The organism is Acidovorax kalamii, from assembly GCF_002245625.1.
Classification (GTDB): domain Bacteria; phylum Pseudomonadota; class Gammaproteobacteria; order Burkholderiales; family Burkholderiaceae_C; genus Acidovorax; species Acidovorax kalamii.
On the sequence record NZ_NOIG01000004.1, the window covers coordinates 427,622 to 443,375 of the forward strand.

At 64.6% G+C, this 15,754-nt stretch carries 14 protein-coding genes; 7 read left to right on the top strand and 7 right to left on the bottom strand.

The window, feature by feature from the left end; translation table 11 throughout:
• Nucleotides 1-22: 22 nt before the first annotated feature.
• Entirely contained in the window at nucleotides 23-1,783 is a 1,761-nt protein-coding gene (locus tag CBY09_RS05020) for a bifunctional protein-serine/threonine kinase/phosphatase (protein ID WP_094287013.1), read from the top strand.
• A gap of 276 nt (nucleotides 1,784-2,059) precedes the next feature.
• On the opposite strand, the gene CBY09_RS05025 is transcribed toward CBY09_RS05020, so the two are convergent.
• On the bottom strand, nucleotides 2,060-3,274 hold the full coding sequence (locus CBY09_RS05025) for an MFS transporter (protein WP_094287015.1): 1,215 nt from the start codon (nucleotides 3,272-3,274) through the stop codon (nucleotides 2,060-2,062).
• A 497-nt stretch (nucleotides 3,275-3,771) separates the two neighbouring features.
• Here CBY09_RS05025 and CBY09_RS05030 point away from each other — a divergent pair, with 497 nt between their 5' ends.
• Complete coding sequence (locus tag CBY09_RS05030) at nucleotides 3,772-5,433, top strand: methyl-accepting chemotaxis protein (protein ID WP_094287017.1); 1,662 nt, start codon at nucleotides 3,772-3,774, stop codon at nucleotides 5,431-5,433.
• Nucleotides 5,434-5,656: 223 nt separating this feature from the next.
• Here the strand turns inward: CBY09_RS05030 and gntR are convergent, their stop codons facing one another.
• Nucleotides 5,657-6,682, bottom strand: coding sequence for an HTH-type transcriptional regulator GntR (gene gntR / locus CBY09_RS05035; protein ID WP_094287019.1), 1,026 nt, complete (start codon nucleotides 6,680-6,682; stop codon nucleotides 5,657-5,659).
• Between the two features lie 204 nt (nucleotides 6,683-6,886).
• Between gntR and CBY09_RS05040 the strand changes: the two genes are divergently transcribed.
• Genes CBY09_RS05040 through CBY09_RS05055 form a run of 4 tightly spaced genes read left to right on the top strand, consistent with a single transcriptional unit; the run spans nucleotide 6,887 to nucleotide 10,249 of the window.
• A complete protein-coding gene (locus CBY09_RS05040; RefSeq protein ID WP_094287021.1) occupies nucleotides 6,887-7,372 on the top strand; it encodes a gluconokinase in 486 nt (161 codons plus the stop codon).
• Nucleotides 7,369-7,881, top strand: a complete 513-nt coding sequence (locus CBY09_RS05045; RefSeq protein ID WP_094287023.1) for a TRAP transporter small permease — start codon at nucleotides 7,369-7,371, stop codon at nucleotides 7,879-7,881. The genes CBY09_RS05040 and CBY09_RS05045 overlap by 4 nt, the downstream gene beginning before the upstream one ends.
• Nucleotides 7,881-9,182 carry a TRAP transporter large permease gene (locus tag CBY09_RS05050; RefSeq protein ID WP_240515585.1) on the top strand — a complete coding sequence of 434 codons (1,302 nt, stop codon included), beginning with the start codon at nucleotides 7,881-7,883 and terminating at the stop codon, nucleotides 9,180-9,182. Before CBY09_RS05045 ends, CBY09_RS05050 begins: the two co-directional genes overlap by 1 nt.
• Before the next feature lie 47 nt (nucleotides 9,183-9,229).
• On the top strand, nucleotides 9,230-10,249 hold the full coding sequence (locus CBY09_RS05055; RefSeq protein ID WP_094287025.1) for a TRAP transporter substrate-binding protein: 1,020 nt from the start codon (nucleotides 9,230-9,232) through the stop codon (nucleotides 10,247-10,249).
• Between the two features lie 142 nt (nucleotides 10,250-10,391).
• Here CBY09_RS05055 and CBY09_RS05060 read toward each other — a convergent pair whose 3' ends face one another.
• Nucleotides 10,392-10,685: a DUF4148 domain-containing protein gene (locus CBY09_RS05060; protein WP_094287027.1), complete on the bottom strand. Its 294-nt coding sequence runs from the start codon at nucleotides 10,683-10,685 to the stop codon at nucleotides 10,392-10,394.
• Between the two features lie 79 nt (nucleotides 10,686-10,764).
• The gene (locus CBY09_RS05065) at nucleotides 10,765-11,052 is read right to left on the bottom strand and encodes a DUF4148 domain-containing protein (RefSeq protein WP_094287029.1); all 288 of its coding nucleotides are present in this window, start codon (nucleotides 11,050-11,052) and stop codon (nucleotides 10,765-10,767) included.
• Nucleotides 11,053-11,649: 597 nt separating this feature from the next.
• On the opposite strand from CBY09_RS05065, the gene CBY09_RS05070 reads away from it, so the two are divergent.
• Nucleotides 11,650-12,087, top strand: a complete 438-nt coding sequence (locus CBY09_RS05070) for a CBS domain-containing protein (protein WP_063462898.1) — start codon at nucleotides 11,650-11,652, stop codon at nucleotides 12,085-12,087.
• A 227-nt stretch (nucleotides 12,088-12,314) separates the two neighbouring features.
• On the opposite strand, the gene CBY09_RS05075 is transcribed toward CBY09_RS05070, so the two are convergent.
• The 3 genes from CBY09_RS05075 to CBY09_RS05085 form a co-directional block, all read right to left on the bottom strand.
• Entirely contained in the window at nucleotides 12,315-13,154 is an 840-nt protein-coding gene (locus CBY09_RS05075) for an ABC transporter ATP-binding protein (RefSeq protein WP_094287031.1), read from the bottom strand.
• A complete protein-coding gene (ntrB, locus tag CBY09_RS05080) occupies nucleotides 13,151-14,119 on the bottom strand; it encodes a nitrate ABC transporter permease (RefSeq protein ID WP_094287033.1) in 969 nt (322 codons plus the stop codon). The genes CBY09_RS05075 and ntrB overlap by 4 nt, the downstream gene beginning before the upstream one ends.
• 66 nt (nucleotides 14,120-14,185) lie before the next feature.
• Entirely contained in the window at nucleotides 14,186-15,430 is a 1,245-nt protein-coding gene (locus tag CBY09_RS05085; RefSeq protein ID WP_094287035.1) for a CmpA/NrtA family ABC transporter substrate-binding protein, read from the bottom strand.
• Between the last annotated feature and the right edge of the window lie 324 nt (nucleotides 15,431-15,754).

Consider the following 15,754-nt stretch of genomic DNA (forward strand, 5'->3'; position numbering starts at 1 on the left):
AGAACCTGCGTGGAGCTGGTGCATGAGCTTTGAACTGGATGTGGGCCAGGTCTCGCTGGCCGGCCGCAATGAGGTGAACGAGGACTTTGCCGCCCTGGTGGTGGGGCAGGGGCGCGACCGCGAGCGCGGCGCCATTGCCGCCATCGCCGATGGCGTGAGCACGGGCGGCAAGGGCCGCGAGGCCGCCCAGACCACGGTGAGCACCCTGGTGGGCGACTACTTCGCCACCCCCGAGACCTGGGACACCACCGTGGCGCTGGACCGCATCCTGAATGCCCACAACGGCTGGCTCGCCTCCATGAACCGGCGCCGCCAGCCCGCCGTGGGGCTGACCACGCTCACGGCGCTGGTGCTGCGCGGCCAGTCGTACACGCTGGCCCATGTGGGCGACACCCGCGCCTACCTGCTGCGCGGCGGGCGGCTGCAGCTGCTCACGGCCGACCATGTGATGGCGCAGCGCGACTTTGCGCACCAGCTCACCCGCGCCATGGGGCTCGACGACCATGTGGTGGTGGACTACAGCCAGGGCGAGCTGCACAGCGGCGACCTGTTTGTGCTGCTGTCCGACGGCGTGCACGGCAGTCTGCCCGAGCGCGAGCTGCGGCAGCTGCTGCGCCAGGAGGGCGTGGCGGCCCAGGCACTCAGCGACGAGCTGGTGCAGGCCGCGCTGCGCCGGGGCAGCAGCGACAACGTGACTGCGCTGGTGGTGCGGGTGCAGGGCGCGCTGGAGGCCACGCTGCAGGACGAATCCCGCCGTGCACAGGACCTGCCCGTGCTGCCCTTGCTCAAGGTGGGCGATACCGTGGACGGCCTCACGGTCACGGCCATCGTGGCCGACAACGGCATTCACCGGCTGTACCAGGTGCGCGACGGCGCCACGCAGCGCCTGTATGCCCTCAAGACCCTGCTGCCCACGCGCGCCCACGATGCCGAGGAGCGCGCCACGCTCGCGCACGAGGCCTGGGTGGCGCGGCGCATGCAGTCCGGCCACGCCGCCGCCCACCTGGCGTGGCTCCACACCTGGCCCGCCGATGACGGGCGAGGCGGACCGGGCGCCAGCGCGTTCTACCTGCTGTACGACTGGCACGCGGGCGAAACCCTGGGCCAGCGCCTGCGCAGCCGCCAGCATCTGCCCATACCGCAAGCCGTGTCGGTGGTGGTGCAGGCCGCGCGCGTGCTGGGCTGGCTGCACCGCCAGGGGGTGGTGCACCGCGACATCAAGCCCGACAACCTGCACCTGGGCGACGACGGCGTGCTGCGCGTGCTCGATTTGGGCGTGGCCCTGTCCGGCCGCGAGCCCGAGGCCACGCGCCAGCTGCACGCGGGCACACCCAGCTACATGAACCCCGAGCAATGGCCCGGCTACGAAAAAAGCGGCGACACCGAAGGGCAGCTGCCCGACGCGCGCAGCGACCTGTTTGCGCTGGGCGTCACGCTCTACCAGCTGCTGAGCCACGGCCGCCTGCCCTATGGCGAGGTGGTGCAGTACCAGCTGGGCCGCTACCACCGCGACCCGCTGCCCCCCAGCCGCCACAACCCCGGCGTGCCCATCTGGCTGGACCAGATTGCCCTGAAGGCCGTGGCCCGCAGCCGCGCTCAGCGCTTCGAGACCGCCGAGGAACTGCTGCTGGCGCTGGAGCGCGGCGCATCCCGCCCCCTGTCAGCCCCCGGCCCGCAGCCGCTGATGCAGCGCGACGCCACGGCCCTGTGGAAGATCGCGCTGGCGGTGAGCGTGCTGGTGAACCTGCTGCTGATTTACTGGCTGTTGTTTTTGCCGAGGTAAGGGTGGGGCGTTGGATTCACTCCTAAAAGAATAGCTGCGTGCGCTTGCTGGATAGGCGCAGAGGCCATTTTTCCTCTTGAATATCGACCCACCGTTCGGGCTGAGCTCGTCGAAGCCTGGCACCCGGCTTCGACAGGCTCAGCCCGAACGGTTGGGGGATGCGAAAGATGGAAAGGCGCTGTGCGCCTTAACGGCTGCGCCGGTCATGCGCTGCGCGCACGTCCACCCTTCTAGCGAAAGTGCGGGCAATGCTGCGCATTGGCTGGCTACTCCAGCTCAGGCACTGCGTGCCCGACCGCCCTTTTCCGCCCATGTCCGCGTCCAGCGGATCTGCATCACGCGCAACAGCACCAGCATGGCCAGCGCGCACACCGCAATGCCCACAAAGCCCCACAGGTAGGTGCCGGTGTACTGGCGCGAGAGGCCCATGCCGCTCGGGATCAGGCCGCCGCCCAGGGCGCCGATCTCGCCAATCATCGAACCCGCCACTGCCGTGGTCAGCGGCCAGCGCAGGGGCACCAGCTGGAACAGCGCGCCATTGCCCGCGCCCAGCGCCGCAAAACACACCAGGAACAGCAGCATGGTGATGGGCAGCGAGTTCTCGGCCAGACCACACAGCACCATGCTCACGGCCGTGATGGCCAGCACGGCCGTGAGCGTGTTCACGCCACCCCAGTGGTCCGACAGCCAGCCGCCAAAGATGCGCAGCGCCGCGCCCAGAAAGGCCGCCAGCATGGTGAGCTGGCCTGCCTGCACCTTGCTCACGTTGAACTGGTCGTAAAAATAGCTGGGTAAGAAGGTGGTGAGGCCAATGAAGCCGCCAAAGGTCACGGCATAGATCAGGCTGAATGCCCAGCCGTCTTTTTCAAACAGGCAGGCGATGTGTTCGCGGAAGCTCGAATGGGCTGGCAGGTCCGAGGGCTCCTTGGCATACAACGCCATCACGATGGCGGGCACGGCCACGCTCAGCGCGGCAAAGCCGTACACAGCCTGCCAGCCGAACTTCTGGGCCAGCGCCGGGGCCAGCAGGGCCGCCACGGCGGTGCCCACGTTGCCCGCGCCCACGATGCCCATGGCCAGGCCCTTGTAGCGCGGCGGGAACGAGCCCGAGCCCAGCGACAGCGCCACGCCAAAACTGGCTCCGGCCACGCCGAGCAGGATGCCCATGGCCAGCAGGTCGCCGTAGTCGTGCACAAACAGGTAGCCATAGCCCATGGCCACAAAAATGCCCGCCATCTCGACCAGCGTGGCGTTCTTGCGCCCGATGTACTGCGCCAGGATGCCCAGCGGAAAGCGCATGAGCGCACCGGCAAAGATGGGGATGGACAGCATCATGCCCATCTGTGTGGGCGTGAGCTGGAAGCTGTCGCGGATGAACGGCGCCATGGCACCGTTGATCACCCAGACAGCGCACGAGAAGCCGAAGTAGAGGAAGGACGACCACAGCGTGGGGGCGTGGCCGGACTTGAGGAACTCGCGGAATTGAAGCATGGCGATCGTGCGCAGTTCGCGCGCAAGAAGGAGATAGGGAAGGCTGGAGGCTGCGCCTCAGCCGGGGCAAAAAACAAAAAGGCGCCTGCATGGATCGCGCAGGCCTTGTGGCCAGGTTGCATTCCATGAAGACGCCATCGTCCTGTTCGCCCAATCCGCCATTGCACCGGGCTGATACACGGCCAGCGTTGGCCGCACCAATCTGCAAGCAATGCCTATGCCAGCCAGGGTGCTCCGAAGGCTTGATTAAAAAATAGCCATTACCGCGCGTCCATATTCAGTTTGTAGCTATAAAAATATGAGCGTTTGGGAGAGGGGTTGCCACGCTTTGGGGCAAAGTGTTGGATGAATGCACCATTTTGGTGAATCTGCAGCACGCAGCGATTTATTTGTTTGAGAAACAAATTTTTCACCATAGGATGAACCCGACTTTTCCGAGGCTTTTTTCAGTTCAGTTTTTTTCTGGGGTGACAAGGTTTTCCATAAGGAGGGGTTTCATGCGCGTCAATCTGCCCGTCAGCACGCACGAATATGCGTTTCCCAAAGGCCAGACTCTGGTGTCCACCACCGATCTCAAGGGCCGCATCCTGTACTGCAACCCGATGTTCATCGAGGTTAGCGGCTACGAAAAAGAAGAACTCCTGGGCCAGCCCCACAACATGATCCGGCACCCGGACATGCCCGAAGAGGCCTTCCGCGACATGTGGGAGACCATCGCCAAAGGCATCCCCTGGTCGGCACCGGTCAAGAACCGGCGCAAGGACGGCTCCTTCTACTGGGTGATGGCCAACGTCACGCCGCTCATGCAGGGTGACCAGCCCACGGGCTACATGTCGGTGCGCACCGAGGCCACGCGCGAGCAGATCCAGGCGGCCGATCAGCTCTACCGCACCATGCAGGCCGAAAAGCAGGCGGGCAAGCTGGTGCATGTGCTGCGCGGCGGGCAGCTGATCACCGACACCTTCATGGGCCGCCTGATGACGGCACTGCAGCCCGGGCCCCTGGGCAAGATCGCCCTGTGCACCCTGCTGCTGGTGCTGTTGTCGTGGGGAGCCGCTGCGCTGGGCGGGCATGCGATGACGCTGGGGGCGGGCGTGGCCTGGCTGGGCGTGGTGGTGGCTGCCATTGCCATGGCGGTGTACCTGCACCGGGTCACGGTGCTGCCCTTGCTGGAGATGCTGCGCTGGGCCAACCGCATGGCGGCGGGCGACCTCACGCAGAAGTTCTCGGCCACGCGCACCGACACCATGGGGCAGCTGCAAAAGGCGCTGGCGCAGCTCAACGTGAACCTGCTGTCCATCGTGCGGGATGCGCGCCAGGAAAGTGAGCACATGCAGCTCTCCACCCGCGAGATCGCGCAGGGCAACCAGGACCTCTCGTCCCGCACCGAGGCGCAGGCCAGCAACCTGCAGCAGACGGCGGCATCGATGGAAGAGATCACCGGCACCGTCAAGCAGACGGCAGAATCTGCCCGCCAGGCCACTGTGCTGGCCACGCAGGCCACCCAGGTCACCGAGCGCAGCAGCAGCGCGGTAGATGGCGTGGCCGACACCATGAAGCAGATTCAGACAGCGTCCAACCGCATCAGCGAGATCACGCAGCTGATTGATTCAATCGCGTTCCAGACCAATATCCTCGCGCTGAACGCTGCGGTGGAGGCGGCCCGTGCGGGCGAGCAGGGGCGCGGCTTTGCCGTGGTGGCGTCGGAGGTGCGCAGCCTGTCGCACCGTACGCAGTCGGCCGCCAAGGAAATCCGTCAGCTCATCGACGACTCCGCCAACAAGGTGAGCGAGGGCCACGAGAAGACCGACGCCGCGCAGAAGACGATGGCTGAGTCGCTGGAGCTGGTGCGCCGCGTGAACACGCTGATCGGCGAGATCCACAGTGCGTCGAACGAGCAACTCAGCGGCATCTCGCAGGTCAACTCTGCCGTGGCGCAACTCGACACCATCACGCAGCAGAACGCGGCGCTGGTGGAGGAAAACGCCGCCTCGGCCATGCAGCTCAACGGCCAGGCGCAGACCATGACCGAGACCGTGCAGGTGTTCCGCATCGATGCCTCGGCCCCGTCGCAGACACGGGATGCGGTGGCGCTGCGCAAGGAGATGAAGGGCAGCCAGGGCGCGTCGTCGTCCAGCCGCGCCTTGGCGGCAGTGTGAGGCTGATTGATTGGCGTTCGACCCGGCAGAGTTGTTCAGGCAGGGCCTGTCGAAGCCTCGCGCGGCGCTTCGACAAGCCCAGCGTGAACGGTTCTGTTTTTGGGGATACAGGCCGGCATGAGTCGGCCCAGGTTTCCCGCCGTTCTTGAAAACTGGCGCGACGTCATCGCTTGGCCACGGGTGGCGCCCGCCTCGGGGGACGACGCGCAACGGGTCAGGGGGCTTATGTGCTCTCGCGCACCGTCAGCTCAAACCCCAGATCCACCGAGTTGTGCGCCGGCTCCTCGCCGCGCATCAGCGCCAGCAGCATGCGCGCGCTGGCCTCGCCCACTGCGGAGCGGGGCGTGCGCACGGTGGTCAGCGGGGGCAGCATCTGGTCGCTGCCTGCCAGGTCGTTGAAGCCCGCAATCGCCACCTGGCCGGGCACCGACAGGCCCAGGCGTTGTGCGGCCAGCAGGCCGCCCTGGGCCAGGTCGTCGTTGCAGAAGAAAACGGCATCCACGCCGGGGCGGGTGCGCAGCAGCTCCTCCAGCAGTTCGCCGCCCAGGCGCATCGACGAGGGCTGGGGGCTCAGCAGTTCCAGCTTGGGGTCATAGCGGCCCGCCTCGCGCAGGCAACGGCGGTAGCCTTCTGCGCGCTGCATGGTGCGCGGGTCGAGCTGCGCGGCCACAAAGGCCACGTTTTGATAGCCGCGCGCCAGCAGGTGGGCCGTCATGCTGTGGCCCGCGTCCTGCTGCGAGAACCCCACGCAGAACACGCCGGGGGCCGGGGTCATTTCCATCAGGTGCACACAAGGCACGCCGCTGGCTGCAATCAGCTGGCGCGCGGCTTCGGTGCGGTCAAAGCCGGTGACGAGCAGGCCCGCCGGGCGGTGGGCGAGGTAGGTGCGCAGCAGCTGTTCTTCTTCCTGCGGGTCGTAGTGCGTCACGCCGATCAGGGCCTGGTAACCCTCGGGGAACAGCGTGCGGTGCACGGATTCGAGCACGTCCACAAACAGGGCGTTGGACAGCAGGGGCACCAGCACCGGCACCTGCACACTGCGCTGCGAGGCCAGCGTGCGGGCGGCGGGGTCGGGCACATAGCCCAGTTGCTGGGCTGCATCCTTGACCCGCTGCACCAGTTCTTGCGCCACGCCGCGCTCGCCGCGCAATGCGCGGGACGCCGTGATGGGGCTGACGCCCGCCGCCTTGGCCACGTCGCTCAGCGTGATGCGCCCACTGGAGCGGCGCCGGGTCTCGGATTTGTTCAAGGGTTAACCCTCATGGGGATGGGTAATGATCTGGTTAGGATAGCGCTGTCCAAACGCCTGGGCAAGACAGCCAGCGTCTTTTTTGGCGCATTGGCGTGATCAGCACTGGTATTTTGGAGGCATCTGTAGAGATGCATTTTTTTGGATTCATTGGATAGCGCTACCAATATGAGTTTTACGCCGTCATCGGTTTATCTGGTCGTCATGGGAGTGGCCGGTTGTGGCAAGTCCAGCCTGGGGGCTGCGCTGGCCCAGGCAGAAGGCCTGCCCCTGATCGAAGGGGATGACCACCACAGCCCCGCCAGCCGCGAAAAAATGCGCCAGGGCATTGCGCTGACCGACGCCGACCGCGAAGGCTGGCTGGCCACCCTCGGGCAGTTGCTGCAGGCCCAGCCGCAGGGGGCGGTGCTGACCTGCTCGGCGCTCAAAAAGGCGTACCGCGACCGCCTGCGCAGCGCTTGCCCGGGGTTGCGCTTCGCCTTTCTGGAGATTGACCGCGCGCACGCAGGCCTGCGTGTGGCGGCCCGTGCGGGCACCCATTTTTTCTCAAGCGCGCTGGTGGACAGTCAGTTTGCCACGCTGGAATCACCCGTGGGTGAGGCGGGCGTGCTGCGCCTGGATGCGCTGCTGGACCTGCCCACCCTGCAGCAACTGGCATCCAGCTGGCTGGCAACGAAGGAGGCCGCATGAGTTCCCCCGCACAACCCGCAACGCCACAGAGCCGCTTTGCCCGGGTCTCCCAGGTATTGATGGCGAGCTGCCTGGGCGTGATGGCCGTGGCCGTGTTCATCAATGTGGTGCTGCGCTACGGCTTTGGCAGCGGCGTGGCCGCGAGCGAAGAGCTGTCGCGCCTCTTGTTTGTCTGGATGGTGTTCATCGGCGCCGCAGCGGCCTACCCGGCGGGTGAACACATGGCCTTCACCAGCTTGGCGGGCCTGCTGGCCAAACGCCCCATGGCATTTGCCGCGCTCACCGCCGTTATCCGGCTGCTGGTGATGGCCGCCTGCGCCATGCTGGCCTGGGGTGCCTGGCAGCAGGTGGTGGTGGGCATGGGCAGCCGCTCGGTGGTCATGGCCTACCCGGCGGCGCTGTTGCCGCTGCCGGCCTTTTTGTGCGCGGTGGCCATTGGTGTGATGGCGACCATTGAATTGATTCAACGCAAGCCCTTGGACCTGGGCCACGGCGCGGAGGTGGAGTGATGTTGGGACTGACGCCTGAAGCCATGGCCTTTGTGGTCTTTTCGCTGGGCATGCTGGTGCTGATGGGCACGGGCATGAACATGGGCCTGGCCCTGGTGCTCACGGGCGCTGGCATGGCCTGGGTGCTCGATTTCTGGGATGCGCAGCTGCTCGCGCAGAACCTGGTGGCCGGGGTGGACAGCTTTCCGCTGCTGGCCGTGCCGTTCTTCATCCTGGCGGGTGAGCTGATGAACTCGGGGGGCATCAGCCGCCGCATCATCGACATGGCGCAGGCCTGGGTGGGGCATATCCGGGGTGGCCTGGGGTATGTGGCGATTGGCGCTGCGGTGCTGATGGCCAGCATGAGTGGCTCGGCCCTGGCCGACACGGCAGCGCTGGCCACCATCCTGCTGCCCATGATGCGCCAGCAGGGCTATCCCATGAACACGTCGGCGGGGCTGATCGCCTCGGGTGGCATCATCGCGCCGATCATTCCACCGTCCATGCCGTTCGTGATCTATGGCGTGACTACCAACACCTCAATCTCGGCGTTGTTTGTGTCGGGCATCGTGCCGGGGCTGATGATGGGAGTGGGCCTGATCTTTGCCTGGCGCTGGGTGCTGCGTGGTCTGGACCTGCCCAAGGGCGAGCCCTTGCCCGCCAAGGACCGCCTGCGCGCCACGGCCCGCGCCTTCTGGGCCATGTTGATGCCGCTCATCATCATCGGCGGCATGAAGACCGGCGTGTTCACGCCCACCGAGGCCGCCGTGGTGGCTGCGTTCTATGCGCTGGTGGTGGCGCTGTTCATCCACCGCGAGATGAAGGTGGCCGACATCTACGGCGTGCTGGTGCGCGCGGCCAAGACGACCTCCATCGTGATGTTCTTGTGCGCCGGCGCCCAGGTGGCCAGCTACATGATCACGCTGGCCGACCTGCCCAATGTGCTGACCAGCTGGCTGGGACCGCTGGTGGAGAACCCGCGCCTGTTGATGGCCGTGATGATGATCGTGCTGGTGCTCATCGGCACGGCGCTGGACCTCACGCCCACCATCCTGATCTTTGCGCCCGTGATGCTGCCCATCGCCGTCAAGGCGGGGATCGACCCGGTGTACTTCGGCCTGATGTTCGTGCTCAACGGCGCCATCGGCCTCATCACCCCGCCGGTGGGCACGGTGCTCAACGTGGTGGCCGGGGTGGGGCGCATCTCGATGCACAGCGTCATCAAGGGGGTGAACCCCTTCCTTTTCACCTACGTGCTGATCCTGGCGCTGCTGGTCGTGTTTCCCCAGATCGTGACTGCGCCTGTGGTGTGGCTGCGCTGACTTCCATCCACTCTCTTTTTCCTTTCCCCTCGCCAATGGAGACAACCATGAAAACTTTCCGCCGTACCCTGCTCGCCGCCCTGTCGGTGGCTGCCATCACCTGCTCGTTCCAGGTGGCTGCGCAAGACTTCAAGCCGCGCATCATCCGTTTTGGCTACGGCCTTAACGAGGTGTCCAACCAGGGCCGCGCCACCAAACTGTTTGCCGAAGAGGTTGAGAAGGCCTCTGGCGGCAAGATGAAGGTGCGTGCCATCGGTGCTGCTGCACTGGGCTCGGACGTGCAGATGCAGCAGGCGCTGATCGGCGGCGCGCAGGAGATGATGGTGGGCTCTACCGCCACGCTGGTCGGCATCACCAAAGAAATGGCGATCTGGGACACGCCCTTCCTGTTCAACAACGCCAAGGAAGCTGACGTGGTGCTGGATGGCCCCGTGGGCCAGAAGGTGATGGACAAGCTGCAGGAAAAGGGCCTGGTCGGCCTGGTGTACTGGGAGAACGGCTTTCGCAACCTCACCAACAGCAAGCGCCCCGTCAACAAGCTGGAAGACATGGACGGCATCAAGTTGCGGGTGATGCAAAACAACGTGTTCCTCGATAGCTTCAAGACCCTGGGCGCCAACGCCGTGCCGCTGCCGTTCTCCGAACTCTTCACCGCGCTGGAAACCAAGACGGTGGACGGCCAGGAGAACCCCTACAACACCATTCTGTCGAGCAAGTTCTATGAGGTGCAGAAGTACCTCACCGTGACCAACCACGTCTACAGCCCCTGGATCGTGCTGGTGAGCAAGAAGTACTGGGATGGCCTGTCGAAGGCTGAGCAGAAGGTGCTGCTGGACGCCGCCAAGAAGAGCCGCGACTTCGAGCGCCAGGACACCCGAGCGGAAGCCGACAAGGCCCTGGCCGACCTGAAGGCCAAGGGCATGCAGGTGAACGAGCTGCCCGCCGCCGAAGCCAGCCGCATGCGCGAAAAGCTTGCCGCCGTGAACGCTGGCATCGCCGCCAACGTGGGCGAGGCCCTGTGGAAGGAAGTGCAGGGCGCTGTGGCGCAGGCACGCGCAGCGAAGTAAGCCCCGGTGGGGAGGCGGGCGCTGGCTTTTGCTGCGCCTGTACCGTGTTCAAGACAAAAAAGGCCGGAGCCCCTTTCGGGGCCCCGGCCTTTTGCATTGGCAACTGCCTGCCCACACCGCTTGGCGGTGGAGGCGGGATCAATTACAGGGAGCCGATTTCGCCGGACGAGATCTTGCCGGTGCGCAGGGCGTCTGCGGCCTGGGCGTTCACGGCGCTGCGGTCAGCCGTGGAGGTGTAGACCAGAGCGCGCGAACCGACGGGGATGGCACCGCTGGTCTGGGGCACAGCCGAAGCTTCGGCTTGCACTTCGGCGCGGGTACGGTTGGTGTCGAACTTGATGGCGAATTGCGAAGCATCGGCTTCGTCAGCCTGGGCACCAAAAGAAGCGAAAGCAGCCACAGCGGCGATGGACAGGAAACGTGCGGTCTTGTTCATGGTGAAACTCCGGTGAAATTCAGAAAATTGGGGTATCAATTGATCGGGGAATGTGGGCGTTGAATCCAGCGGATTCAGCTCAGCCACGTTCGCCGTAAGCGATCTGGCCGGTGCGCACAGCGTCGGCAGCCTGGGCACGCACGGCAGCGCGGTCAGCGGTGCTCTTGTAGGTCACCACACGCGAACCAGCAGGCTCTTGGCTGCGGGTCTGGGCCACAGTGGCGGCTTCGGCGGCCACTTCGGCGCGGGTGCGGTTGGTTTCAAACTTGGTGGCGAACTGCGAAGCATCGGCTTCGTCAGCGTGGGCGCCAAAAGAGGCGAAAGCAGCGACAGCGGCGATGGAGAGGAAACGGGCGGTGTTGTTCATGATGGATAAGTCCTTAAAAAAAGCGTCTCAAAAAAACCAGGAGAAACACAAAACAAAAACTGCTTCAACCCTGGGTTCGGTGAGTCGCCTTGCGGGATCGGCTCATCGATGGGTTGAACTGTACGCCGATGGTGTTCACAGAAAAACCATTGGGTCGCGAATTAACTGTTCCAGTATTGGAAACAATCCAGGTGCTTGTTTCCTGTGCGGCCACAAGGCCGTTGGGGGCGCAAGCGATGGGCGCGGGGGCCAGGAAAGTGGGCGGTGGATCCTTTCGAAGTGCGTTGGACATGGGTTGTATCGTGCCCAGCCCGCGCCTTGGCGTCGTCTCGTCACCGTTTCGGTTCTTTTCAGTTTGTTTCGCGTTCCGCCGAATGCAACAGTGGCGAAACATATGCATCGCGGCTGCGACACAGGGGCAAAAAGCCTGGCAAATCGGGCTTGCGCGGGTTGCGCGCGCGGGGCTTATGGGCTGAAATCTCTCCAGGGGGCTTCAGCCCGAATTGAGTGGCAGCTGTGCGCTGCAGACTGGGGCGGACTGCCAGGTCCGCGTGGAGGCTCCCCAGGCCTGTTTCTGTTCTCACGAGGGAGGTTTCCATGACCAGCGTCGCCAAGATTCTTCAGTCCAAACCGGACACCACCGTGCACACCATCGCCCCCACGGCACTGGTGTTTGATGCGCTCAAGCTCATGGCCGACAAGGGCATCGGGGCCTTGCTGGTAACCGAGGGCGAGGCCATTGCGGGCATCTTCACGGAGCGGGATTACGCCCGCAAGATCGCCCTCATGGGGCGCACCTCGTCCGTCACGCAGGTGCGGGATGTGATGACCTCTGCCGTGCGTTTTGTGCGGCCCGACCAGACCAGCGAGCAGTGCATGCAGATCATGAGCACGGGCCGCCTGCGCCACCTGCCCGTGGTGGACAACGGCAAGCTCGTGGGCATGATCTCGATCGGTGACTTGGTCAAGGACATCATCTCCGAGCAGAAATTCATCATCGAGCAGCTGGAGCACTACATCACTGGAACGCATTAAGGGGCAACCCCCTGAGGCGCTGCGCGCCTTCCCCCTTCTCTCGCGCTGCGCGCGGGAAGGGGGACGCACCCCGGCGCGGCGGGGCGGCCCTTGCGCGGGGGCACTGACTTGGGTCGTGCGCGTTCTGCGGGCGGCTTCCTTTGGCGCAACGCTGAAAAAAAGGGCTCTGACCGATCTGGTCAGAGCCCTTATGTTTTGCCGTGTTGTTGGGACTGGAGCACTGCGTCTCAAGCGGCTTTTTCGACGTGCCCTTGGCGCGTGTAGAGGAAGTCGATCACTGCCTTGCGGTAGTGCACGTACTGCGGGTCCTCGGCCAGCTCCACGCGTTTGCGGGGGCGGGCCAGGTTGACGGTCAGCACTTCGCCAATCGTGGCTGCGGGGCCGTTGGTCATCATCACGATCTTGTCGGACAGCAGCACGGCTTCATCCACGTCGTGGGTCACCATGACCACCGTGCTTTGTGTGCGCGCGACGATCTCCAGCAGCTCGTCCTGCAGCTTGGCGCGGGTCAGGGCGTCCAGGGCGCCGAAGGGTTCGTCCATCAGCAGCACCTGGGGTTCCATGGACAGGGCCCGGGCGATGCCCACGCGCTGCTTCATGCCGCCCGAGATTTCACCGGGGCGTTTTTGCCCCGCGTGGGTCAGGCCCACCAGCGCCAGTGCGGCGTCGGTGCGGGCCTTGAGCTGGGCCTTGGTTTCCTTGGCGCCAAACACGCGCTCCACGGCCAGATAGATGTTGTCGAAGCAGGTGAGCCAGGGCAGCAGCGAGTGGTTCTGGAACACCACGGCGCGTTCAGGCCCTGGGCCCTTGATCTCCTTGTTGGCGCACAACAGCGCGCCGTTGGTGGGGGTGGTGAGGCCCGCGATCAGGTTCAAGAGCGTGGACTTTCCGCAGCCCGAGTGGCCGATCAGCGCCACGAACTCGCCCTTGGCGATGGTCAGGTTGATGTCACGCAATGCCGGGAACAGGCCCTTGGCGGTCTTGAAGGTCTGTTCAACGCCGTGGATCTCGATGAACTTGGTGCTCATGGAGGGGTGTGTGGATGCTGCCGTGGTGGTCGTGTTCATGCTTTCACCTCTTCAAAAGTAAATGCGGTGGCCAGCTTGATGAGTGCGAACTCCAGCACCAGCCCGACGATGCCGATCACGAAGATCGCGATGATGATGTTCTTGACGTTGAGGTTGTTCCACTCGTCCCACACCCAGAAGCCGATGCCCACGCCGCCGGTCAGCATCTCGGCCGCCACGATCACCAGCCACGCGGTGCCCACGGCCAGGCGCACGCCGGTCAGCATGTAGGGCAGCACGGCGGGGAAGAGGATCTTGGTGGCGATCTTCCACTCGCTCAGGTTCAGCACGCGGGCCACGTTCATGTAGTCCTGTGGCACGCGCTGCACGCCCACGGCGGTGTTGATGATCATGGGCCAGATGGAGCAGATGAAGATGGTCCAGATGGCGGCCGGGTTGGCACCCTTGAAGACCAAGAGGCCAATCGGCAGCCAGGCCAGCGGCGACACCGGGCGCAGCAGGCTGATGAGTGGGTTGAACATGCGCGACAGAAAGTGGAAGCGCCCGATCACGAAGCCTGCGGGGATGCCCACCAGCGCCGCCATGCCAAAGCCGATGGCCACGCGCTGCAGGCTCATCAGCACGTTCCAGCCCACGCCCTGGTCGTTGGGGCCGTTGCGGTAGAAGGGGTTGCTGAACACTTCCAGCGCCTGTTGCCAGGTGTCTTTGGGGCTGGGGATGCTGCCGCCCGTGGTGGTGGAGACCACCGCCCATAGGCCGATGAGCAGGCCCAGGCCACACAGCGGCGGCAGCACGGCCAGCCAGAAGCTGCGTGAGAGTGCTGCCCAGTCCCGTGCTGCAGGGGCGGCAGGTGCAGTCGTGGCCTTGGGTGCTGGCGCAGGATTCAAGGTTTTTTGGGCTCTTGCGCCTGTTGGTAAAGCGTTTGCAGCTACATTATTCATAGCATTCTGTACCGCCCCGGCGGGGGCGGCATCCAGGGGTGAGTGAAAAACGGCACTGACCATGGTGTTTCTCCTGTGAATCCTGTGAAGAGGCCGGGTGTGCAGGTCGGGTCAGGGTGGGGTGCCCGATCAGGCTTTGATCTTGAAGCTGTCGGCGTACTTGGCGGGGTCCTTGCCGTCCCACACCACACCGTCCACCAGTTTGTGGCTGCGCATGTCGCTCTTGGGCAGCGGTGTCTTCGATGCAGTGGCGGCCTGCTTGTAGACGTCGATGCGGTTCACGGCCTTGGCCACATTCAGGTAGTCGGGGTGGTCCTTCACCAAGCCCCAGCGCTTGTGCTGGGTGAGGAACCACATGCCGTCCGTGAGGTACGGGAAGTTCACCGTGCCTTCGTTGAAGAACTTCATGTGGTTGGGGTCGTCCCAGGTCTTACCCATGCCGTCTTGATAGCGGCCCAGGATGCGCTGGTTGATGGCATCGACACCCGTGTTCACGTAGGCCTTGCCGGCAATGGTCTCGGCCATCTTGTTCTTGTTGGCCAGGCCATCGTCGATCCACTTGCTGGCCTCGAGGATGGCGGCCGTCACGGCGCGGGCCGTGTTGGGGTACTTCTGCACGAATTCGGACGTGGTGCCCAGCACCTTTTCGGGGTGGTCCTTCCAGATGTCCTGCGTGGTGGTGGCGGTGATGCCGATGCCGTCCATGATGGCGCGGTGGTTCCAGGGCTCGCCCACGCAGAAACCGTCCATGTTGCCCACGCGCATGTTGGCCACCATCTGGGGTGGCGGCACGGTGATGACTTTGGCGTCCTTCATGGGGTTGATGCCATGTGCGGCCAGCCAGTAGTACAGCCACATGGCGTGCGTGCCGGTGGGGAATGTCTGGGCGAAGGTGTATTCGCGCTTCTCGCTGGCCATGAGCTTGGCCAGGCCAGCGCCGTTGACGGCGCCTTTTTCGGCCAGCTTCTTGGACAGCGTGATGGCCTGGCCGTTGTGGTTCAGATTCATCAGCACGGCCATGTCCTTCTTGGGGCCCGCCAGGCCCAGGTGCACGCCGTAGACCAGGCCATACAGAACGTGGGCAAAGTCGAGTTCGCCATTCACCAGCTTGTCGCGCACACCGGCCCACGATGCTTCCTTGGTGGGGATGATGGTCACGCCGTACTTCTTGTCGATGCCCAGCACCGAGGCCATCACCACGCTGGCGCAGTCGGTCAGCGGGATGAAGCCGATCTTCACTTCCTTCTTCTCGGGGGCGTCCGAGCCCTGGGCGTGCACCAGGGCGCGCAGGGCGGGGCTCACGCCCACGGCGCCCACGGTAGCGGCCTGCAGCACGGTGCGGCGGTTGAGGCTGGTTTTCAACAGATCGGTCATGGGGCGGTTCCTCGGTGCGTTAGAAAACAAAAAAGGCGTCCTCCCCTGGCCGGGTTGCATGCGCAAACGGGCTCGGAGAGGGACGCCTTTGTCCATGGCAAAGCCCATTGGGGGGCTTTGTGTCAGCACTGGCCCGCCATTGGGCCGGTGCTGTCAGGGTGGGACCTTCTTTGGTCTTGCCAGGGTTAATGCAAGCAGCGTGCCAGCCTGTGTTGCGCCAGTCTGGCGCTGCCATTACTATGCTTTTGATAGCTGCTTAGGCAAGATGGGCAGGCGGAAACGGCCTTTTTTGCTTGAAATGGCCAAGGCTGGTGCATGTGGGCC

Bases quoted from the DNA above. Each gene is read 5' to 3' on its own strand.
- CBY09_RS05065 (WP_094287029.1), bottom strand. From the start codon at position 11,052: ATGAACAACACCGCCCGTTTCCTCTCCATCGCCGCTGTCGCTGCTTTC.
- CBY09_RS05045 (WP_094287023.1), top strand. From the start codon at position 7,369: ATGAGTTCCCCCGCACAACCCGCAACGCCACAGAGCCGCTTTGCCCGG.
- CBY09_RS05040 (WP_094287021.1), top strand. From the start codon at position 6,887: ATGGGAGTGGCCGGTTGTGGCAAGTCCAGCCTGGGGGCTGCGCTGGCC.
- CBY09_RS05075 (WP_094287031.1), bottom strand. From the start codon at position 13,154: ATGAACACGACCACCACGGCAGCATCCACACACCCCTCCATGAGCACC.
- CBY09_RS05050 (WP_240515585.1), top strand. From the start codon at position 7,881: ATGTTGGGACTGACGCCTGAAGCCATGGCCTTTGTGGTCTTTTCGCTG.
- CBY09_RS05085 (WP_094287035.1), bottom strand. From the start codon at position 15,430: ATGACCGATCTGTTGAAAACCAGCCTCAACCGCCGCACCGTGCTGCAG.
- ntrB (WP_094287033.1), bottom strand. From the start codon at position 14,119: ATGGTCAGTGCCGTTTTTCACTCACCCCTGGATGCCGCCCCCGCCGGG.
- CBY09_RS05070 (WP_063462898.1), top strand. From the start codon at position 11,650: ATGACCAGCGTCGCCAAGATTCTTCAGTCCAAACCGGACACCACCGTG.
- CBY09_RS05055 (WP_094287025.1), top strand. From the start codon at position 9,230: ATGAAAACTTTCCGCCGTACCCTGCTCGCCGCCCTGTCGGTGGCTGCC.
- CBY09_RS05025 (WP_094287015.1), bottom strand. From the start codon at position 3,274: ATGCTTCAATTCCGCGAGTTCCTCAAGTCCGGCCACGCCCCCACGCTG.
- CBY09_RS05060 (WP_094287027.1), bottom strand. From the start codon at position 10,685: ATGAACAAGACCGCACGTTTCCTGTCCATCGCCGCTGTGGCTGCTTTC.
- CBY09_RS05020 (WP_094287013.1), top strand. From the start codon at position 23: ATGAGCTTTGAACTGGATGTGGGCCAGGTCTCGCTGGCCGGCCGCAAT.
- CBY09_RS05030 (WP_094287017.1), top strand. From the start codon at position 3,772: ATGCGCGTCAATCTGCCCGTCAGCACGCACGAATATGCGTTTCCCAAA.